The organism is Rhodococcus sp. NPDC003382, from assembly GCF_053589135.1.
This window is the reverse complement of record NZ_JBSFRH010000048.1, coordinates 1-19,479: the sequence shown is the minus strand read 5'-3', so window position 1 is coordinate 19,479 and position 19,479 is coordinate 1. Positions and strand designations below refer to the sequence as shown.

General features: G+C 65.6%; 22 protein-coding genes. 21 read left to right on the top strand and 1 reads right to left on the bottom strand.

Features of this window, described 5'->3' with window-relative positions:
* Window positions 1-37: 37 nt before the first annotated feature.
* Window positions 38-1,450, bottom strand: a complete 1,413-nt coding sequence (locus ACWDUD_RS25115; protein WP_450111060.1) for a cytochrome P450 — start codon at window positions 1,448-1,450, stop codon at window positions 38-40.
* A gap of 190 nt (window positions 1,451-1,640) precedes the next feature.
* On the opposite strand from ACWDUD_RS25115, the gene ACWDUD_RS25110 reads away from it, so the two are divergent.
* From ACWDUD_RS25110 to ACWDUD_RS25010, 21 genes are all read left to right on the top strand, one after another.
* Window positions 1,641-1,826 (top strand): toxin-antitoxin system, encoded by a 186-nt coding sequence (locus ACWDUD_RS25110; RefSeq protein ID WP_248676052.1) that lies wholly within the window; start codon window positions 1,641-1,643, stop codon window positions 1,824-1,826.
* Between the two features lie 371 nt (window positions 1,827-2,197).
* Complete coding sequence (locus ACWDUD_RS25105; protein ID WP_450111059.1) at window positions 2,198-3,202, top strand: replication protein; 1,005 nt, start codon at window positions 2,198-2,200, stop codon at window positions 3,200-3,202.
* Between the two features lie 58 nt (window positions 3,203-3,260).
* Window positions 3,261-3,533, top strand: a complete 273-nt coding sequence (locus ACWDUD_RS25100) for a ParB family protein (RefSeq protein WP_450111058.1) — start codon at window positions 3,261-3,263, stop codon at window positions 3,531-3,533.
* Window positions 3,530-3,787, top strand: coding sequence for a ParB family protein (locus tag ACWDUD_RS25095; protein ID WP_248676056.1), 258 nt, complete (start codon window positions 3,530-3,532; stop codon window positions 3,785-3,787). Before ACWDUD_RS25100 ends, ACWDUD_RS25095 begins: the two co-directional genes overlap by 4 nt.
* A 495-nt stretch (window positions 3,788-4,282) precedes the next feature.
* Window positions 4,283-4,531 carry a hypothetical protein gene (locus ACWDUD_RS25090; RefSeq protein ID WP_450111057.1) on the top strand — a complete coding sequence of 83 codons (249 nt, stop codon included), beginning with the start codon at window positions 4,283-4,285 and terminating at the stop codon, window positions 4,529-4,531.
* 259 nt (window positions 4,532-4,790) lie between these two features.
* A complete protein-coding gene (locus ACWDUD_RS25085) occupies window positions 4,791-5,654 on the top strand; it encodes a DUF2637 domain-containing protein (protein ID WP_450111056.1) in 864 nt (287 codons plus the stop codon).
* Between the two features lie 713 nt (window positions 5,655-6,367).
* Window positions 6,368-6,559 carry a hypothetical protein gene (locus ACWDUD_RS25080; protein WP_450111055.1) on the top strand — a complete coding sequence of 64 codons (192 nt, stop codon included), beginning with the start codon at window positions 6,368-6,370 and terminating at the stop codon, window positions 6,557-6,559.
* 26 nt (window positions 6,560-6,585) lie between these two features.
* Entirely contained in the window at window positions 6,586-6,798 is a 213-nt protein-coding gene (locus ACWDUD_RS25075) for a hypothetical protein (RefSeq protein ID WP_450111054.1), read from the top strand.
* Window positions 6,799-6,870: 72 nt separating this feature from the next.
* Window positions 6,871-7,812, top strand: a complete 942-nt coding sequence (locus ACWDUD_RS25070) for a DUF3560 domain-containing protein (protein WP_450111053.1) — start codon at window positions 6,871-6,873, stop codon at window positions 7,810-7,812.
* 60 nt (window positions 7,813-7,872) lie between these two features.
* The gene (locus ACWDUD_RS25065) at window positions 7,873-8,268 is read left to right on the top strand and encodes a hypothetical protein (protein ID WP_450111052.1); all 396 of its coding nucleotides are present in this window, start codon (window positions 7,873-7,875) and stop codon (window positions 8,266-8,268) included.
* Window positions 8,241-8,711 carry a hypothetical protein gene (locus tag ACWDUD_RS25060; protein ID WP_450111051.1) on the top strand — a complete coding sequence of 157 codons (471 nt, stop codon included), beginning with the start codon at window positions 8,241-8,243 and terminating at the stop codon, window positions 8,709-8,711. Before ACWDUD_RS25065 ends, ACWDUD_RS25060 begins: the two co-directional genes overlap by 28 nt.
* Window positions 8,712-9,230: 519 nt before the next feature.
* Window positions 9,231-10,034: a ParA family protein gene (locus ACWDUD_RS25055; protein WP_248675609.1), complete on the top strand. Its 804-nt coding sequence runs from the start codon at window positions 9,231-9,233 to the stop codon at window positions 10,032-10,034.
* The gene (locus ACWDUD_RS25050) at window positions 10,031-10,372 is read left to right on the top strand and encodes a hypothetical protein (RefSeq protein ID WP_450111050.1); all 342 of its coding nucleotides are present in this window, start codon (window positions 10,031-10,033) and stop codon (window positions 10,370-10,372) included. The genes ACWDUD_RS25055 and ACWDUD_RS25050 overlap by 4 nt, the downstream gene beginning before the upstream one ends.
* A gap of 1,068 nt (window positions 10,373-11,440) precedes the next feature.
* Window positions 11,441-12,913 carry a ParB/RepB/Spo0J family partition protein gene (locus tag ACWDUD_RS25045; RefSeq protein WP_450111049.1) on the top strand — a complete coding sequence of 491 codons (1,473 nt, stop codon included), beginning with the start codon at window positions 11,441-11,443 and terminating at the stop codon, window positions 12,911-12,913.
* A 247-nt stretch (window positions 12,914-13,160) separates the two neighbouring features.
* On the top strand, window positions 13,161-13,433 hold the full coding sequence (locus ACWDUD_RS25040) for a hypothetical protein (protein WP_450111048.1): 273 nt from the start codon (window positions 13,161-13,163) through the stop codon (window positions 13,431-13,433).
* The gene (locus ACWDUD_RS25035; protein WP_450111047.1) at window positions 13,430-13,987 is read left to right on the top strand and encodes a DnaB-like helicase N-terminal domain-containing protein; all 558 of its coding nucleotides are present in this window, start codon (window positions 13,430-13,432) and stop codon (window positions 13,985-13,987) included. The genes ACWDUD_RS25040 and ACWDUD_RS25035 overlap by 4 nt, the downstream gene beginning before the upstream one ends.
* 76 nt (window positions 13,988-14,063) lie before the next feature.
* Complete coding sequence (locus tag ACWDUD_RS25030; RefSeq protein WP_450111046.1) at window positions 14,064-14,294, top strand: hypothetical protein; 231 nt, start codon at window positions 14,064-14,066, stop codon at window positions 14,292-14,294.
* On the top strand, window positions 14,291-16,318 hold the full coding sequence (locus ACWDUD_RS25025) for a Fic family protein (RefSeq protein ID WP_450111045.1): 2,028 nt from the start codon (window positions 14,291-14,293) through the stop codon (window positions 16,316-16,318). The genes ACWDUD_RS25030 and ACWDUD_RS25025 overlap by 4 nt, the downstream gene beginning before the upstream one ends.
* A 494-nt stretch (window positions 16,319-16,812) precedes the next feature.
* Window positions 16,813-17,262: a hypothetical protein gene (locus ACWDUD_RS25020; RefSeq protein ID WP_450111044.1), complete on the top strand. Its 450-nt coding sequence runs from the start codon at window positions 16,813-16,815 to the stop codon at window positions 17,260-17,262.
* A 106-nt stretch (window positions 17,263-17,368) separates the two neighbouring features.
* On the top strand, window positions 17,369-18,856 hold the full coding sequence (locus ACWDUD_RS25015; protein WP_450111043.1) for a pentapeptide repeat-containing protein: 1,488 nt from the start codon (window positions 17,369-17,371) through the stop codon (window positions 18,854-18,856).
* Window positions 18,857-19,233: 377 nt separating this feature from the next.
* Entirely contained in the window at window positions 19,234-19,476 is a 243-nt protein-coding gene (locus tag ACWDUD_RS25010; RefSeq protein WP_450111042.1) for a hypothetical protein, read from the top strand.
* Window positions 19,477-19,479 lie beyond the last annotated feature (3 nt).

Genomic DNA, 19,479 nt, shown 5'->3' with positions numbered 1-19,479 from the left:
GCTGCCCAGGGAGGAACATACCGGCCAACCCGATTCGTCAACGAAGCGAGAGCATGACCTGCAACCCTCGCGGCTTGAGAGTGATCGCTTCGTGAACGTCGAGTTCGTAGCCCGGTTCGGGAGCGAAGTCGTATCGCCGGATCAGCGACGCGAGCGTGAGCACCGCTTCGTGCAGGGCGAACTGCCGGCCGATGCATGCCCGGATTCCGGTGCCCCACGGCTTGAAGATGTGTGCCGGCCGCTTCCGCACCGCCTCGGGTTCGAATCGGTCCGGATCGAACCGCTCGGGGTCTTCGCCCCACAGAGGGTCGCGGTGCAGCTGCGGCAGCAGCACGAACACCCACGACCCCGGCGGCAGCGTCCGTCCGCCGAGCGACGTCTCACCGCGCACCTTGCGGAAGTAGCCTGGCGCGGCCGGCCACAGCCGCAGCGTCTCGTCCACCACCCGCCGCACATAGCGCAGCTTGGCGACCTGCTCGTAACCGATCTGCCCCTCGACCCCGACGACCTCGGCGATCTCGGCGCGTGCCTTCGCCACGACCTCGGGATTCCGGCTCAGGAAATGGATGGCGAAGCCCAGGGTGGCCGCCGTGGTCTCGTTGCCCGCCACCAGGAAGGTAAGCACCTGGTTGCGGATCGCTTCGCGATCGAGCTGCTCACCGGTGTCCGGGTCGGCGGTGTGCATCATCAGATCCAGCAGATCGGGGTGCCTGTCGTCCGAGCGCATCCGCTCCTCGACGATGCGATCGACGGTATCCTGCATCAACGCGATGTCGCGGGCGTGCTGCTCCCGAGCGCTGCGGCCGAACAGGGCGCGCAGGATCGGGATGTCGTTCGAGGAACGGTTGATGTACTCGAGGGCCCGGCTCATCGCCTCGATGAACGGATCGGGTTCGGCCCGGTTGAACGAGTCGAAGTCGTAGCTGAACCCGCATCGCCCGATCACGTCGAAGGTCAGCGACGTCATGCCCTGCGGCACGTCGACATAGCGGCCGTCCGAGGCTGCCTCATCCCAGGAGTGCAGCAGTTGATCGATCACCGTGAGCATCGAGTCGTGGTAGCTGCGCATCGCGGCCTGGCTGAAACCCGGGCCGAGGATGTTGTGGGCCTTGTGCCAATTCGGTTCCGAATTGAATGCCGTGAACAACCCATCACCAGCGATAACACGGAGTTTGCGGAGCGGCTTGCCGAGGAACTTCGCCCACTTCTCCTCGTCGTTGACCTCCCGCACCAGGTCGGCCCCGGAGACCACGACCAGCCGATGCTGCAGGATCTTGCGCTCGAAAATCCCGCCGAGTTCCCGCGCCATCTGCATCTCGTGCTGGACCGGTTTGGCGACGTCGATGCTGAGCAGATCACCCAGCAGCGGCAGTCTCCACCGAGGTCGCGGGATCGGTTGGGGGTCGGTGGTGCTCGCGGGGCTGCTCGCTGAAAGCTGCGGTGACGCCATTTCTGAGAGTGTGCCCCACAGTCTGTGTGACCCACACCGCACCCTCCCGTCGTCCCCCTCCCACGCCTCGGCCCATGTCCCACTAGTCGACACGCGCCACGCCGATGCACGTGGGTAACTGACAACGGCGGGCCGGCCCGCTAATCTGAGGCAGATTCATGGGCCGATCTTGAAGAACGGGGGTTTACGCATGGCACAGCCACATAAGGGTGACCGCGCCGCGATGACTCTTCGTATCCCGGCTGAGCTGCACGAACAGCTCCGCAAGGACGCCGGGGACGCCAAGGTTGCGCTGTCCCAGTACGTCGCCGACCTCCTCGCCCTTCAGGCGGGTCGGCCGGACCTTGCTCGCGAGATCAAGGCGGTGCCCGTGTAAACGCCACCAGAGAGGGACGCTAGCCGCCAACTAGCCCGCCCTCAGAAGCAGAAAACCCCCCACCTGCCAGGGTGGAGGGTTTCCCAACCAAATATCTGCCCGATCGGTCGCCAAACGTTTCGGGCATTCAACTTTCCGCTCAGAAAGTCTTCGCTATGCATATTAGCGAGCACTGCTCGTTTGGTTCAACTTCCCCTTCAAATCACATCCCCGCGTGTCGCCCCCGACGGAGCACGCATGCACCGCGCGACCGCGGCCCGGGCCGCGCCGCCCCCAAGACCCGTCGCGGTCGCCGTCGCGGCAGCTACAGCCTCCACGTTGCCGATGGCGCCTACTCCCCCATCCCCGTTTGGGACTCCCGCGCCGGCTGGATGCGCCAGATCATCACCTGGGCGCGCAGCGAGAGCGGCATCAAAATCTGCAGCCAACACCACATCGCGCCGGACAAGTTCATCGCCGCAGCCGGAGCCCACGCCGCCTACGCCGACGAAGCCACCGGCCGCAGCCTCACCGCCGCCCGCGACACCCTCGCTGAATACGCAGGCATCAGCACCGACGTTCTCGACCGCGCCCGCCGGATCCTCCGCCGCATTGGAGCCGCGGTCGAACTCGTCCGCGGCCGCTACCTCACCATCGCCGAACGCATCGAAGCCAGCCTCACCCACGGCGGTAAACAACTCCGCGCGGCCTCCGTGTGGGCCTTGACCAGCGGGTTCACCGCAGATCTTTCGGTTTATCCACAGTTTCCGAATCATGCGGATCTACCGGAGAACCCCTTGGGTTCTACGGGTATCTCTTGTTCTCGAGTAATCACCAACGCGCGCGCTTCGCGCCGCGCACGGGCCTCGACGAAGGCGCCGGGACAACCGCGGCCGTTGCACGCTCAGATCGCCGCTGCACGCCTGGCCGACCGGATCGCACCGGTCATGCCCGGCTACCGAGGCGTCGACCGCCACGGCCACCACGTACCCGGCACCGACCACCAGCACATCGGAGCTATCACCGATGCCCTCATCGACGCGGGCATCGACACCACCCGCTGGACCGGCGACGCCATTGCCGACCGGATCACCGAATTCCGCCGCGACCGCACCATGCCGCACCTAGCGTCCCCGACGGCCTTCCTGCGCTGGCAGCTCGGCGCCCTCGCCGACGTGTGGTCCGGACCCACCCCCGCCGAGCGCCGCACTCAGATCCAGGCCGAACGTGCCGCGGCCCGTGCAGCCGAACTCGCTGAACGTGCCGCCAACCCCCCGGCCAGCGAACAGACCCGAACCACCGCCTACGCCGAGATTCGCCGCGTACTCGAGGCCCGCCGCGGCACCACCACGGTGAGTACCGCCCGTAAGGACCGTTTCGGACGTCGCATCCGCTGATAGGTCCACACCCCGAGGCCACCGAGTCGAACCTGCACCCGAAGTTACGATGAGAACCATGACCGGGAAAAAGCGCATGGCCTTCGACATCAGCGAAGCCGACGCCAACCGGATACGCGCCGCCTACGTCGGCACGCGCGCCGTCTTTCCCCCGGCCACCCTCAGCGAGTTCATCACCGACTTGTTGCTCGAGGCCACCGGACGTCTCGAGCGTGCCCACAACAAAGGCCGGCCCTGGCGCACCCCCAGCCGGGGCGAGCTCAAGTCCCTTTCCCAGACCGGTGTCGGACGCAACGCCCCCGGCCGCACGGACGAGAAGAACCAGCGATGACCAATACCTCGCGCACCCCACGCCCCAAGCTCGGTTTCCACACCGATCAGGCCGAACGAATCCGCGCCGCCTACCTCGGCACCCGCGCAGTCCTCCCCCCGAGCACCTTCGGCGAATTCCTTGAAGCAGCCGTTCTCGAGAAGATCGAGCGGCTTGAAGCCGAACACAACAACGGCCGCCCGTGGGACACCCCGGCCGCCGGAGAAATCAAATCCACTGCCCAGACCGGCGTCGGCCGCTGGAACCGCGCCTGACCGCCAGGCCGTGCAGCCGCTCCGCGGCCGCCGAACACGATAAGAATCGCTGCGCTCTCATACCGGCCCCGGACTCGTGGCCGGTATGAGCATGAGACTCTCAGAATTCCCATTGTTGCTACGGGAAACGTGACAACAAGCAGTGCGGCGGTGAACACGCATATGCGAACACGCCGAGAAACCCGGCGAGAACGGCCCCACCGTCGAAAATCACGCAAGGAACGGGCCGAACGTGAACCATCGCGATCCCGCTCGTCCTTCTCGCAGCTGACCTCACCTTCGAACCGCTGCGAGAACCCGCGATCCTGGCCGGTACACCCATCCAGCCTCATTCGCATTCCCCATCCGTGGAGACGCAGCCGGACTCTCGCCGTCGTCACCGTCCCCACCTGGCAGCGCCAGATAAGACCGGCCCCGCAAGAACCGGGCCGTCGGTACCTCATGACACAGTGCCGACCGGAACGCCCATCAATCCAGCGAGGGGGGACGAACACCGTGGACGAGCTCTACCTGTATGCCCAGGCCGGCGTGACCGTCGAACCGGAGGCTCCGCCCTTCCTGCGCGAGCTGGTCGGGAAGGCCGACGCATTCTGGTGGCTGCTGCTCATCGCAGGACTCGTCACGATCGGTGTCCTCATCGCCGGTCGGCAGCGAGGATCGCAGGCAGCCGGCGCAGCCTTCTTCGGCTACTGTGCGGCCGTTGCCGCCGCGATCGGCGCCGGCGCGCTGTTCTTCGGCATCTGACCCGGGACTGCTCGCGGGAGACGCGATGTTCGCCTCCGGTCCGGGCCGGAGGCGTTCTCGGAGAACCAGTTCTGCCGGCTGGAGACATCCCGGCCCCGCCGGTGCGACTCGGAAGCCTCCCGACCGACTCACACGCCACACTCGGTCGGGACGCAGTCCTCTCACTCCGCGTTCTCGAATGAGAACCGTGCCGTGACCTGCAACTCTTATGCGAGACAGCACTTCTCATTTCATGGTTCCCATTGTTATTATGGGAACCATGAAAGCGATGAAGCGACGCAAGAACAAGAACGCCTCCGCACCCGCGAATGCGACAACAGTCAGCGGCTTCATGTGGTGCGCAGGAATCGCCATCACCGTGGTAATCGGAGCAGCCGGATTCATTCTCAGCTTCATCGCGCTCCGCGACCTGTGCATCCAAGCCGGCCAACCTCGGGAAATCGCCTTCTTGTTCCCCGTCATCGTCGACGGAACCATCCTCCAAGCGACGATGGGCGTCGTCTCCCGCCGCCACGACCCGGATGCGCGCCGATTCTTCTGGAAGATTCTCATCGGCGCCGCCACCGTCTCCATCGCAGGCAACGCGATCCACGCCGTTCTCACCCACGCCCCCGGCTTCAACCCCGTTCTCGCCGCCGTGATCGCCACCCTCCCTCCGATCTCACTGCTCGCATCCACGCACGCGTTGACCGTTCAAGGCCGTCGCGCCACCTCCCCCACCGAGACGGTCACCGAGACTCACACCGAGAGCGCAGCCGAGGCCTCTTCGCAGCACAAGACCGTGGACGAGAATGCGACCGTGCCCGAGGCCCGCACCGAGAACACCGACCAGAACCGCGCAACCACCGAGACCGTGTGCGAAGCGCCGGCCGTCCAACAGAACCGCACCACGACCGCCGACACTCTCACCCCCCAGCTCGAAGTGCCCCTCGCCGAACTGCTCGAGACTCACCACGAGGCCGACCCGACCCCCACCTTCCACTCCCACGAAGAACGCCGCGAATGGGCACTGGCCCGACGCAAGGCCGGGATCGAGGTCCCCGTCATCGCGCAGGAAGTCGACCGCTCCATCGCCACCGTCTACCGCTGGCTCTCCGAAGCCGACGAACCCGCCACCATATGATCATCACAAACACATCAGAAAACTGATTCTAAAACGTCAAACCAGAATCAATCAGAAATCAAAAAGACATCGCAAAACAGTGATGTCTGATGCACAACAGATTTACCTCGGCGCATCGAGCTCGGGCAGCCTCCCGGTTCGGTGCGCCGAGTCGCGTTTGTAGGTCGTTGACCGGGGGGCGATCCGCCCCCGGACCCCCTTCGGGTCGAGTCCGGCGTGGACGAGCGATGTGCTCGGGGGTCGGTGTGACAGTCGGATGATGACCCCCTCGGTACCGGGGCCGGGAAACGTAGGCTCCCGCGGCCGGCGGACGGTGCCCCCTCGCCCTGGCCAGGAGCGTGCCCGACCCGTCTGCCGTGAGCATCCGGTCCACCGATCCCAGGGGCGCCGCCCCCGGACCCCCGGCCTCCCTCCCAAGGTTTCCCGCCGGTGCACCGCGTGCACCCCGCCCGGTCGCCACCCACGGCCCTACCGGCCCCGCCGACCACCGCGCAAGGGAAAACCCGCCCTTGCCCGGCGGCCGCCGCGCCCGGTCCACCAGGCCGCGCCGACCGACCGAGGTACCCGCTCCACCCCCACCGCCACCGCACCCCGCGACACCCACAAAACCGCAGGTCAAAGCCCGAAAACGTGTGACCACCGTCACCATAAAAGAACCATAAAAGCACCAATAAAACATCGAAAAAGCATCAAAACAGATGTAAACTTGAGTCATGAACAAAGAAGAGATCACCTCCAAGCTCCGCGACCTCGGCCGCGACGTCGAGGACCTGCTCGAGAACGTCTCGACCGGCAAGGACATCTCGGTACTCCTCGCCGAGTCCCGCGAGATCAAGGCCGCCGCCCGCGCCGCAGGCATGACCGAAGACGAAATCAGCGAAGCCTTCCAGGCCGGTCTGAGCTGACCACCGACGACACAGGGAAACACGCGATGAACAACACAACCCGGCCGACGCTCGAGCTTCCCGACCCCTACTGCGACTACAACGGCTGCCTCACCGAAGCCACCCACACCGACGGCGAATGGGTGATGTGCCCCCACCACGAAGAAACCGCCTACAGGACCAGCACCTACTGGCGCCCCATCACCCGATGGATCCCGGTTCCCGGCCCCGATTGGCCCTACTACCTCGCCGAGTACTGACCGCACGAAAACACCAGGTGGGGAGCCGCCCCGGCTCCCCACCCCACCACCGACCGGGACAGGACACCGCACATGCTCACCATCACGCACACCCCCACAGGCGGAACGATCGTCGACGGCACCGCCAAGGGCGACGGCACCGCCCCGATCCTCAAGGCCACAGGCTGGAAGTGGGGACGCAGCATCACCGCCTGGTACCTGCCGTTCAGCCGCGACCGCGCACCCCAGCTCGCCCGCATCGACCGCACCGCCGAGGCCCTGCGCGCCGCCGGGTTCGAGGTCGAAACCGACATCGACACCACCTTCCGCGACGCCGCCGACGCCCACCGCGACCGAGACACACGATTGGCCGACCGCGCCGAAGCCCTCGCAGCCAAGGCCGACCGCAAGGCCGCCGCCGCCGAAGCCGCCCACGCCCGCCACCACCGCGCCTGCAACGCCCTGCCCGAAGGTGGAGAACCCATCAAAGTGGGCCACCACAGCGAAGCGCGCCACCGTCGCGCACTCGACCGCGCCCACTCCACCGCCCGCGCCGCCATCGAAGCCGACGCCGCCGCCCGGTCCGCCGCCGAATCCGCACGCATCGCCGCCCGCAGCACCGATCACCGCTACACCCCCGCAGTGATCCACCGCCGCATCGAACGCCAGAGCGCCGAGCTCCGCAGCATCGACCGCCGCCTGGCCGAATACCACCAGGCCGGACACACCGCCGCCACCAGCAGTCACGTGCAACAACTCGAGCTCAACAAAGCCGAACTCGAGGCCGACATCGACTACTGGACCGCAGTACGCGCCGAACAGGACGCCACCGACGGCCCCAAGCTCTACAGCCGCGCCGATCTGCGCCCCGGATGCTTCGTCAGTTGCTCCGGCTCCTGGCACAAGGTAATCCGCGTCAACGCCAAGTCCGTCACCGTCGCCACCGCCTACAGCTGGACCGACCGACTGCCCTACGACAAGATCACCGACGCCCGCGCCGAGGATGCCCAAACCCCCATCCGCCCAGGCCAGTAACCCGCCCCCGGCGGCCGCGACCCGATCGCGGCCGCGGGCCCCACTCGCCGCGAGGACACCATGACCGCCGAATCACTGTTCGCCGAATGCATCATCCCCGGATGCAAACAACCCGTCGCAGACGAACTCACCCCCTGCGACACCTGCCGCACCATCTTCGGACCCATGCTGCAGGAACACGACCGGCCGCCGAGCTACACCGCCGCCGACCTCGCAGAACGCGACGCAGAAACCGCCGCCGCCTACCGAATGATGCTCGGAATACGCACCGCACCCGAGGACATCGACCCCGAATCCGACCGATACCGCCTCGCAGTCAAACGCGAACGAACCGCAGCACAGAAGCGCGGCGAGGAAGAAAAGCCCAACCAGACCTGCTGGCTCTGCGAGGAACGCCGGACCTGCATCCTCCGCCCCCGCGGATGGGAATGCCGCACGTGCCGCGAGATCCGCTGACCAGCACTACCGATTTGGGGAGACAGACCGCAATGACCACCACGATCGAATACAGCGACGGCACCGCCCCGCGCCTGGCCCTGTTCGCACGAGACCCCCGCCGTGAGCGCGTCCAGATGCCCTTTACCGAAGCGCACCGCACCGCACTGAAAGAAGTCGCCGCAGGCATCGCAGGATGCGAGCGCATCGACGCCGACATTCACCTAGACGACCGGCTCGAGATGTGGACCGATCTCGAAGACGGGATGCTGGTCTGGGATGCCGGAGACGACCGGCTGCGCTTCGCCGCCGTCGAAGGAGTCGACGGGACATACGTCGAAGTTCTCACCGGCCCCAGGGACGCGCCCACACTGACCGTGGAGGCGAACTGGCCCATCACCATCGAGTTTCCCCGCGAGACCGCCCGGACCATCTGGCAGTTGATCGGCTTGTACTCGAATTGATGTCACAAGGCCCGGACCGGGGCGGACCTAGCGCCCCGGTCCGGGCCCGAGGCCACCCTACCGACCGCGACGACCGCAGAACAGCGGCCTACCCCACGGCCAGCCGACACCCCCGAGGCCGGCCGAGAACATCACCCAAAGGAGCGGCTGCGCCGCGCCGACCTCTCGCCCCGACCACGAGCCCGGACCAGACGCCGGCGATCCCCAGTACGCCGCCGCCGCCGCAGATAGTGTTGGATGTCAACAGCGCCGCACACACCCAGCTCCCAGGGGCCGGAAACCCCGCGAGCGCAACCAGACTCACTCCACCGCCCCTGCACACACAGTCGGCGGTAGCCGACGGCCAGGGCATCGAGCCCTGGCCGTCGCCATTCCACCCCTACGGACACGAAAACCGCGCCTGAGCAGGTGCAACAGTCACCCGGAACCAACACGCACGAGAAGAGCACCAAATAATCATCATAAAAACACGGGTTGAGAAGCAGAAGTGATGTAATATCGCATCAAGAAAGGGAGGCCATGAGCGCGACAGTCATCTATATCGGCAACGAGAAAGGTGGAGTGGGTAAAACCACCACCGTCCTCAACGTCGGCGAAGCCCTCGCCCGCGCCGGTGCGAAAGTGCTCCTGGTCGACATGGACAACGCCGGGCACCTCAGCCACACGCTCACCAAGTCGCGGCCCGAGCTCCGGACCAACGCAGCAGTGACCACCGATCACATCATCGAGATGCGCCCGGAGGTGCCGAGAAAACCCGCGGCCGAGGCGATCATCGAGGCGGTGCGGCCCGGAGTGGATCTCATCGCCGCCCCGACCAATGATGCGTACCTCACCAGTGCGGAAAAGTACATCACCGACGATCCCATCGACGGCCCCTTCGTCCTGCGTGAAGCCCTGCAGCCCATCCGCGATCGCTACGACTACATCCTTCTCGACTGCTCCCCCACCAGGAACGCCCTCGAGATGGCCGCACTCGTGGCATCCGACCAGCTCATCGTCGTCAACGAGCCGATCGAATTCAGCGTCTTGGCTATGCAGAAGATGACCGCCTTCGCCCAGAAGATCAAGAAACGCCAGAATGCCGGCCTCTGGGTACGCGGAACCATTCTCAACCGATTGTCAGCGGGCACCCAGCTCGCCAAGAAGTGGACCGCCAAGTTCGACGAGGCCGGAATTCCCGTCCTCGGCATGGTGCGCACCGCCGAGGTGATCAAGAAGGCCGTCGAAGACGGAGTATCTCTGGCCGACGTCAAGGACGGCTGGCGAAACACCATCGACTACGACGACATCGCCAGCGCCATCACACAAAGGAAGAAGTCATGAGCGACATCCGCAGCATGTTCGACGCTGAGGCTCCCGACGAGGAAACCGCAGCACCGGCCGCCGCACCCAAGAAGGTCGTGCAGCAGCCCGTCCTGGTCCGGCGCACCTTCACCCTCGCCGAATCCGTCATCGATGCCGCGACCAACGCCCAAAAGGGGTTGCGAGGTGTCTACCCCGGCGCACATGGCAGCCTCAACAGCTTCATCGAGGCCGCGATCGCGAAGTACACCAACGAGCTCGAGCAGGAGTACAACGGCGGCGAGCCCTTCCCCGACGTCGAGAAGGTTCGCCGGCGCCGGGCACGCGGCAGCAAGAACGACAGCACTGACGAGGACTGACTGAGCCAACCGTTGAAGGCCCCGACCCAGGTCGGGGCCTTTGGTCTATCCCGGCCCCCGCTCCGCCCGCGTTCAGACGCAGAGACCCGAATCCGGGTCGGCGCCCATCGCCTCTACAGATCCCGGAGGCTCCGCCCCCGGACCCCGGCCTCCCTCCCACGGTTTCCCGCCGGTGCACCGCGTGCACCCCGCCCGGTCGCCACCCACGGCCCTACCGGCCCCGCCGACCACCGCGCAAGGGAAAACCCGCCCTTGCCCGCCGGCCGCCGCGCCCGGTCCACCAGGCCGCGCCGACCGACCGAGGTACCCGCTCCCCCAGCACCGCCACCGCACCCCGCGAAACCCACAAAACCGCAGGTCAGAGCACAAAAACGTGTTACCTTCGTTATCGTAAAGAACCATAAATTCACCAATAAAACATCGAAAAATAATCAAAAAGTATGCAATTTTGACGCGTGAACGACAACGCGAACGACCACCAGCCCACCGCCTCTCCAACTCGACGTCTACCGAACCAACCGCGACGGCGACTGCACCCACGGTGGCATCAGCGCCGCCGCCGACACCCTTCTTCTGGTCGGTCTCATCGACGAGCGCTGCACCCGCACCGGACGCGTCGAGCCCCTGCCCGCCGGATGCACCCCCATGGAGCGCGCACCTGTGTCGGCGGGAGGGGGAGGTCGCCCCATCGTGGCCCTCAGGGTTCGGTGCCACGGATTCATCGAAGGCAGCTACGCCGCCCTGATCGGAGTCGAATGGAACGCCGAGCTCGGCCCGGTACGAGCTCGGCCAAGCGGGTCGGGTGGGATGTTCGGAGGCAACTACGCCGGAACCTCGGACTCGAGATTCAGCGCGCTGTCCGACCAGTATCTAGGCCACCGGTCCGCGATCCTGCCCATCCACGACCGCATAGAGCGCTGACACCACCCGCCTCCGGCGGGGCCGACGTCTTTCGGAAGCAAAACCGCAGTTCAGAGGCTGAGACGTGTGATTAACGCCACCAGAAAATCATCAAAAACAACTCAAATAAACATCGAAAAAGCATCAAAACAGATGTAAACTTGAGTCATGAACAACAACGGAAGCGCCGCCGAATTCGTCACCCTCAACCCCGCCGACCTGCTCGCCGACTCCAACATCCGCCACGACCTGCGCCTGACCGATGCCTTCCGCGAATCCATCGCCGAACAAGGGGTCCTGATCCCCATCACCCTCTGCCGCACCGCCGACGGAGTCCTGCGCGTGCTGACCGGACACCGCCGCACCGCCGCCGCACTCGAGGCCGGCCTGACCCAGATCCCCGCCCTCATCGTCGGCGACGAACGCGACGGCGCCGAGGCCACCGTCGATCGGCTCGTGACCCAGTGGAGCGAGAACGAACACCGTGCCGCCATCACCAACGGTGAGCGCCTGGCCCTGTTCGAGACCCTGGCCGACCACGGGCTCGACTCCGCCAAGATCGCCCGCCGCACCAAAGCACCCCGCACCGAGGTCGAGGCAGCACTGACCCTCCGCGAGACCGAGCAGCGCGACGCCGTACGCCGAGGCGAGCTGACCATCGAGCAGGCCGCAGCCATCGCCGAATTCAGCGACGACCCCGCCGCCGTCGGCCGCATCGAATGGGCCATCCGTGGCGGACGACTCGACCACGCCCTCGCCGCCGAACGGCTGCGCCGCACCGAACGCAACGCCGCTCTCGCCCGAGCCGGGGCATACCTCGCCGAACACGGCATCGACGCCGTAGCTCTCGGAGCCGTCAACGAGCGAGTAGGGGAGGGGACCAGTCATCTGATCGAACGCGTCACCGACGAAGGAGGCAATACCCCCACCATCGAAGAGGTTGCCGCCGCCGGACACCTCGGTCTCTACATCTCCCTCCGCACCTCATTCTTCGACAGCGAGACCGGGCACGAGATCGAGGAAGAGGACATCGTGGACGAGCTGCCCGAGGGTGACGCCCGCGAGGACTGGATGATCCTCCGCGAGAACGTCGTCGAGGACACCGAGACCACGCTGTACTGGCACGTCATCGGCTGCGAAGAAACCCCCTGGCGCACCTGGTGGGAACACCGCGCCCGCACCACCCCGGCCGAGCAGGACGCCGAGGAACGCGCCGCCCAGCGCCGCGAGGTGATCGAGAACAATCGCGAATGGCGAGCCGCGACCGAAGTCCGCCGGCAGTGGATCGCCCAGCAGACCACCCGCAAGACCGCTCCCAAGGGCACCGCCTCATTCGTGGCAACCGTGCTGATGAAGTGGCCGCAGATCCCCTCCGCCTATCACGCCCGCACCCTCGCCGAGCAAATGCTTCCCACGTCCGACACCCTCGCCAAGCTCGCCACCGCGACCGACTCCCGCGCCCTGGTCCTGCTTCGCGCCCACATCCTGACCGCCCTTGAGTCTCAGGTCGGGGCCGAGCACTGGCGCAAGCCTTCCGACCTGTCGCAGTTCTACCTGCGCGCCATCGAAGCCCAGGGCTACACCCTCGCCGACATCGAGCGTCGCGCAGCCGCACTCGCACCCTTGGCTGTCGAGCAGTAACCCCTTCCCGGTGGGCGGCCGTACCGGTCGCCCACCGGGATCCAGCCCCCCGGCGCGCATGGCCGCCGACCGGGGCATCGAGCCCCGGTCGACGACTCCGGCGCGCCATCACCTAGTCATCGAACATGAATCAAGAAAGAATCAAAAAAGCATAGAAAAAACATCGGAAAAGCTTCACAAAACATGTCTATCAAGCAACAATGGACCCGTACCTGGGGAAATCCCGCCAAGCCGAAGGAGCGCCGCCATGATCGTCTGGACCGCCACCCTGACCGCGACCGCCGTCATGCACTCCGATTCCGGCTGCGCCTTTACGCACTCCGCCGCCGCATCCGACGCCGCCGAAGCAGCGCGCACGCTCGCGCTCGCCTACGGTGCGCCCGCCGGTAGCGAAGTCACCATCACCATCGACGGCCGCACCGTCACCCGTGCCACCATCGCCACCTCGCCCATCGGCCACCCCGACCCGACCCCGGTACTCGACGCCGCCGACGCTCTCGACGAACGGATCAGCGCATGACCCTCACCGACCAGGCCGACCTCGACCGCTACATCAGCGCCGCCGAGTTCGCGCCCCCGGATGCCGACACGGAAACCCTGCTGTTGTGTGCGTTGCTGTTCGCCGGCCGGGATGCCGCCGCCGACATCGTGGACCTGCTCACCACCGCCGACTTCCACCAGCCGCTCCACGCCGAACTGTTCGACGCCATCGCCGCCCTGGTGACCACCGGCCAGCCCCACGACGCGGCAATGGTCCTGGCCCACCTCGAGCGCCACGGCCAACTCGCCGGACACCACGGCCGCCGCCTGGCCTACGCCTTGACCACCGCCACCACCGCACGAGCCGACCCCATCGCCGCCCCTTACTACGCCCACGCCGTCATCAGCGCCGCATACCGCCGCAGCTTCCGCACTGCCGGAGCCGCCATCACCGAGGCCGCCGAAACCCTGCCCGAACACGAACTGTTCGAGTACATGGTCACCATCGGCCGCGCCCAGCGCGCCGCCACCTGCCGACTCGAGCACGTTCGCGCCCGCATCGGCACCGCGCCTACCGTCGGAGCCATCAAGTAGACATACCGGTGGGGGAGGGGAGCGGCAGTCGCGCCTGCCTCACGCACCGACCGACCGACACCACAAGGGGGACACCATGACAGACAACGACAACACCACCGAGCGACAGTCGCTACGAGAACGGCTCGCCCCATTCGGCGAGGAGGTGGTGCGCGAGACCGTCGCACAGCACATCCGCGCCGCCTGCGCGATGGCAGGGGAGTTCGGGGGTGAAGATCCCCGAGCAATCATCGACGAGCTCGAAGGTGGTCTGACCCGCGAGGACATCCTCAACGCACACCGTCGCGTGGAACGGCCCGCGGAGTGACCACAGCATCGTCTTCGCTCGAGGGCTACATTCCCGGAACCGATACGCGAGTGAACCTGCTCGGCATCACCGATGCGCAGGAACTCGCCGCAGTCGAGAAACGACTGTTCGCCGAAGCGATGTGGCATTTCGCTGGCATCCCCACCCCGGACACGTTCACCGGAGAGTTCCTGCGAGAGATACATCATCGAGGGTTCGATGGTCTGTACTCATGGGCTGGCCAGTACAAGACCGTCCCCACCACGCAGGGCAACCTTCCGATCACGCACTCGAGCCCCGAGGACACCGCCGCCGACGTCGAGGAACTGTTCGCCGACCTTGCCGCCGAGAACAACCTGATCGGACTCGACCACCACACCTTCGTCACCCGCCTGGCCGACTATTGGGCACGGATGACGGAGATCCACCCCTTCGCTGACGGAAACTCTCGTAGCCAGTACGAACTGTTCCGGCGCATCGCAGACAACGCCGGATGGCAAATCGACACAGCCCGTGTCGATCTCGCCGCTTTGTCCGCGGCCCGCTACATCACCGCCGCGGCCGGAGACCCCCGACTGCTCGCCGATGTCCTCGCCCCCGCCGTCGTACCGAACGCGGGATACGTACCCGAACGGCCCGCGCCCGGACGCCCCGTCCTGTCCCTGGTCAGCCACCTGGCGATGATGCGCGACTACGACCGCGACCGCAGCGGCCCCTACACCGCTGTGGAGACATTCCGCCAGGTTCCCCGCGAACGAGTCCTACGCGGAGCCGAACTCGACAGCGCGCACGCCCTGGTCCGTCTCGGTCTGGCACTGGCCGAGCGCGCCGACTACGGCCCCGAACACGATGCCGCCGTGCGCCGAATCCTCGAGGGCACCTCAACCCTCGCCGCCGAGCGCACCGCCGCCGCACTGCCCGCGCCGAACGACCGCTACAAGGATCTGTTCGACCCCACCGCGGACAAACGGACCATTTACTACGACACCGGAGCCCCGGTCAACGCGTTCGACGAACGCGACCCCGCCCGGCTACGCCGCCTCATCACCTGGGAGCTGGCACTGCGAACCGCCGACTATCTCGCCCACCGCGAGGTCACCGGCGACGGCAGCGAACTACACGCGAGTGTCATCCACCGCGAGCTGCACACCGACTTCATGCCGATCATCAGCGACACCCCCGCCTACACCAGCCCGGTGATCGCTGGCCCCGACGCGCACACCCTCGCCGACCCGCACCGGCTCGGCCGCCACATCGCCGCCATCCAGGAGGAAACCGAAGGCGTCCAGTCGGTCGCAGTCCTGCTCATGGCCGACCAGCTCGCCCACAGCGGCCCCGACCGCACAATCGACTGGCGCGTCATCGACCCCGAAGCGCTCCGCGCCGCCAACCACGCAGCGAACTACCACGACGATCCACCCGAGGACGCCGAGGCCGACCTGCCGCTCGAGGCCGCCATCCGGACCGCCGGCCGAGAAGCCTTCGCCGCCGAACTCGAGCGGGCCTTCACCCCAGAACTCCCCAGCACACCAACGGGATTAGGCACCGCTGACGCCTCACAACGGTACGACAGGCACTGGGATGTACTGAGCTATCGCAGCTATGCCCTGCTGGAAAACTCCCCGGACCGCAACGAGATCCACGAGCCACTGACCACCCCCACCCTGGCGCCAGAAGAACCCATCGAGGTCGAGCGCGACGAAGAGCTTTCCCTCGAGCTCGCCCACGAGAAGTTCCAGCGCGACATCACATCGGTGATCGACCAGATGAACGCCGATCACTGGGCCGAGCCGACCGCGGACATCGACGCCCCCGAACCGGAGAAGCAGAAGCACATCGACCACGAACCGCACAACGAACTCGCTCCCGAGACCGAGGCAGGGAAGCAGCAGAGCCAACACCCCACAGCGGAGGACACCCACAAGCCGCCGCAGGCGCACCACACACCGCCGCAACCGAACGGCCGCCCCCCGGCCACGCACGACCACCAGCCACCCACACACGGCCCGCACCTCGGGGCCGGAACTGTAAGGCCGGAGCCATAATCCTGTGCTTGTGCACGGATTTCCCTGAGGAACCACGCACCGACACATGAAGCTGGCCAGACCGATGTGGCTACTACTCACCCAGAGCGGCGTTGCACGGCTGACCCGCCACTGCCATGCGGTGCCCGCTTCGCTGCGGCCGACACGACGGAGCGTCGCTGGCGCGCCGCACCGAACCTGATGGGGCCACCGATGTCGTTGCGTAATCCCCTCATGGAATGGATTTCGTTGACCGCTCTGGTCTTGCCGCTGGTCAATCTGGCGCTGATCCTCACGCTCCACTGCCGACTGTCCACCGACCCCATCGACTAGAGAAGGGGAATGGGGTCGGTGCAGACCCCTGGTCGCATCGACCCCCGGCCGGGGCGGAGGTATACCGCATCGGACGGAATGTAAGAAAACGCCGAATACTTGCTTTGCTGCAACACGGTAAGACCGTAAACGCATAGAATGCGTCTTCTCGCGCTTGCTTGGGAGAGGAATCCAGGACTTAGGTGGATGGTTTCGAGGCATTGTGGCCCCTTCTGCTAGCAGGGCTGACTGCAGCGGGTAGTGGTCTCTTTGGAATGGTGGCCAGCCAGATCAGTCGTCGGCTCCGCAAGAGTGAGCCCGGGCACGAACCTGAGCCGCCGACCCTCGACGACAAAATGCGCGAACTTGCCGTCAACATCGCAAGTTCGCGGAGGCTCATGGCCGAGGTGAACCTTGAGCTAGACGCTCAGGTAGCCGCAGCTCAGAAGCTGAAGCTCGAAGCGGAGCACGCAGAAGTTCTAGCGGCTCTGAACAAGAAGGAGCGGGATGCGGTCGCAGCTCTGATCCGAGAAGAAATTCGGGAGGAGGGTGAGGAGCGAGACAAAAAGCAGATGAAGGCAAACGCTTTCTTCTTCATTGCCGGTTTCCTACTCTCCAGTACGGTTTCGATCGTCCTTTTCATTCTTTCTTGACTGTGAGCGTCCACCTGGTCACTCCACCAGCCTCACATAGGCCGCAGAGTGGCGTCACGTTGCCGATCGACAACCGGACACAGCTTTGAGCGGCAACAATGACACCGTGTGGATCGCCCAGGACTGGTTGGACCAGCCGACGGCAACCGTCCTCGCTGGATGGGGGTTGCTGGTGTCAGCTATCCTCGCCTTCTGTGCCACATGGCTTGGGCGTCGGCAGGCTGAGCAGCACTTTCAGATAACGAACCGCCGCGATCGCTTCACCACGATTGCCGGGCAACTCGCGGACCAGTCCGCCGCGGTGCGGCTAGCTGGGGTTTACGCGATGGAAGCCCTGGCCGTCGACTGGCTCCAGTGCCGTCGGTACACCCTGCCTAGGAAGAGGGCGGTGGGGAAGCATGAGGCTCAGACCTGTATCAACGTCCTGTGCAGTTATCTGCGCATGCCGTACGAACCAAGTGCCCGCGACCAAACCCACACCAAGACGATCATCCGCTCCGGAACAGCAGACGACGTCGTCGAGAAGCACCTCGAATACCGCACTGAAGACAGCCAAGTCCGACAGAGCATCCTCCAAATCATTGCCTCGCACCTGCAGCCGAAAGCGCGAAGTAGTTGGCATCATCTAGATTTCGACTTCACCGGCGCCTACCTCGAAAACGCAAACTTCGAAAACTGTGTATTTCGTGGACGGGCAAGATTCGACCGGGTGCAGTTCCACAGCGAGCGGACCACGTTCAAGAACGCGGAGTTCCACGGCGAGCGGACCACGTTCAAGAACGCGGAGTTCCACAGCGAGGAGACCTCGTTCGAGGAGGCGGAGTTCCGAAGCCAGTGGACCACGTTCGAGGAGGCGCAGTTCTGGGGCGGGGGGATCTCGTTCGAATGGGCGCAGTTCCACAGCCAGCGGACCACTTTCAAGAAGTCGCAGTTCCATAGCCAGCGGACCACGTTCGGCGGGTCGCGTTTTTATGGCGAGGAGACCTTGTTCGAGGAGGCGGAGTTCCACGGCGAGGAGACCTGGTTCCATGCGCAGTTCTGTGGCCAGCGGACCTGCTTTGAAGCTGCGCAGTTCCACGGACCGCGGACCTCGTTCGATGGGTCGCGATTCTACGGCGAGGTGACCTTGTTCGACTTTGCGCAGTTCCAGGGCGAGCGGACCACGTTCAAGAACGCGGAGTTCCACAGCGAGGAGACCTCGTTCGAGGAGGCGGAGTTCCGGAGCGGGGAGACCTCGTTCGAGGAGGCGCAGTTCCACGGCGAGCGGACCCGGTTCATCGAGGTCGACTTCGTCAGTCGGCAGACCTGGTTCAAGGAGGCGCAGTTCCACAGCGAGGAGACCTTGTTCGAGGCGGCGGAGTTCCATAGCGTGCGGACCTCGTTCATAGGGGCGCATTTCCGCGGTAAGCAGACCTCGTTCAACTGCGTGTACCTCCACGGGGGGTTGATCGACTTTTCTGCTCCGGCGGCATGGAACGGCGTCGCTGCCCCCTGGGATTGGCCACTAGCCTCCGGGGAGGAGGGTCCTGCGCGGGCTCAGCCTGGGGGTGTCTTGCCGAAGGATTGGCCACCAAAAGTCCCGGCTCCCGACTGACCAGCTCACCTCACCTCCATGCCAGTGTCAGAATATGGAGATCAGGGAATTCAGCTGGCAGTCCGGGCTCCGGCCTACCAGATCGCGGCGCCTACCTGCCGACTCTGATCCGGCGAAGCCGCCCGCACCAGCCCCCTACGCCCGGTCCTCCCGAACGTGTCCCAGCAGCGGTGCTCGGTGCGGACCACCCGGACACCCTGGCCACCCGCAACAACCTGGACTCCTAGCAGGGGAGAAGACACTGACGCAGTGTGAGTGCTGTCTTGATGCTTGTGTGAACCCAGACCGCACTTCGTAGGCCACACAAGAGGCCTTTCGGCACTCGCACGACCGAATGACGTGCAGGCCGCGCTGTCTCACTGATAGAAAGGCATGTCATGACTGACCTGATCACCGTGCACACCGACTTCGGATCGATCACGATCGGAAACGAGTTGCCCGACACGGTGACTCTCGCCGTGGACGACCGGATCGGTGCGCAGCGCGTGCTCGTGCTGCAGATCGACGAGGCGTACCAGGTGATGATGCGGCTCAGCGAAGGTGCTCGCTTGTGCTCAACGAAAGTGCCCACTCGTGGGCGTGTTCACTGTAGCGGTTGCCGGGTCCCGGTGGTGGCCTGACGG

What these genes read in the sequence shown, in the direction of transcription:
- ACWDUD_RS25095 (WP_248676056.1), top strand. Translation starts at nt 3,530, where the DNA reads ATGACCAATACCTCGCGCACCCCACGCCCCAAGCTCGGTTTCCACACC.
- ACWDUD_RS25070 (WP_450111053.1), top strand. Translation starts at nt 6,871, where the DNA reads ATGCTCACCATCACGCACACCCCCACAGGCGGAACGATCGTCGACGGC.
- ACWDUD_RS25085 (WP_450111056.1), top strand. Translation starts at nt 4,791, where the DNA reads ATGAAAGCGATGAAGCGACGCAAGAACAAGAACGCCTCCGCACCCGCG.
- ACWDUD_RS25035 (WP_450111047.1), top strand. Translation starts at nt 13,430, where the DNA reads ATGACCCTCACCGACCAGGCCGACCTCGACCGCTACATCAGCGCCGCC.
- ACWDUD_RS25055 (WP_248675609.1), top strand. Translation starts at nt 9,231, where the DNA reads ATGAGCGCGACAGTCATCTATATCGGCAACGAGAAAGGTGGAGTGGGT.
- ACWDUD_RS25010 (WP_450111042.1), top strand. Translation starts at nt 19,234, where the DNA reads ATGACTGACCTGATCACCGTGCACACCGACTTCGGATCGATCACGATC.
- ACWDUD_RS25100 (WP_450111058.1), top strand. Translation starts at nt 3,261, where the DNA reads ATGACCGGGAAAAAGCGCATGGCCTTCGACATCAGCGAAGCCGACGCC.
- ACWDUD_RS25060 (WP_450111051.1), top strand. Translation starts at nt 8,241, where the DNA reads ATGCCGCACGTGCCGCGAGATCCGCTGACCAGCACTACCGATTTGGGG.
- ACWDUD_RS25040 (WP_450111048.1), top strand. Translation starts at nt 13,161, where the DNA reads ATGATCGTCTGGACCGCCACCCTGACCGCGACCGCCGTCATGCACTCC.
- ACWDUD_RS25045 (WP_450111049.1), top strand. Translation starts at nt 11,441, where the DNA reads ATGAACAACAACGGAAGCGCCGCCGAATTCGTCACCCTCAACCCCGCC.
- ACWDUD_RS25065 (WP_450111052.1), top strand. Translation starts at nt 7,873, where the DNA reads ATGACCGCCGAATCACTGTTCGCCGAATGCATCATCCCCGGATGCAAA.
- ACWDUD_RS25080 (WP_450111055.1), top strand. Translation starts at nt 6,368, where the DNA reads ATGAACAAAGAAGAGATCACCTCCAAGCTCCGCGACCTCGGCCGCGAC.
- ACWDUD_RS25110 (WP_248676052.1), top strand. Translation starts at nt 1,641, where the DNA reads ATGGCACAGCCACATAAGGGTGACCGCGCCGCGATGACTCTTCGTATC.
- ACWDUD_RS25075 (WP_450111054.1), top strand. Translation starts at nt 6,586, where the DNA reads ATGAACAACACAACCCGGCCGACGCTCGAGCTTCCCGACCCCTACTGC.
- ACWDUD_RS25105 (WP_450111059.1), top strand. Translation starts at nt 2,198, where the DNA reads ATGCGCCAGATCATCACCTGGGCGCGCAGCGAGAGCGGCATCAAAATC.
- ACWDUD_RS25115 (WP_450111060.1), bottom strand. Translation starts at nt 1,450, where the DNA reads ATGGCGTCACCGCAGCTTTCAGCGAGCAGCCCCGCGAGCACCACCGAC.
- ACWDUD_RS25050 (WP_450111050.1), top strand. Translation starts at nt 10,031, where the DNA reads ATGAGCGACATCCGCAGCATGTTCGACGCTGAGGCTCCCGACGAGGAA.
- ACWDUD_RS25030 (WP_450111046.1), top strand. Translation starts at nt 14,064, where the DNA reads ATGACAGACAACGACAACACCACCGAGCGACAGTCGCTACGAGAACGG.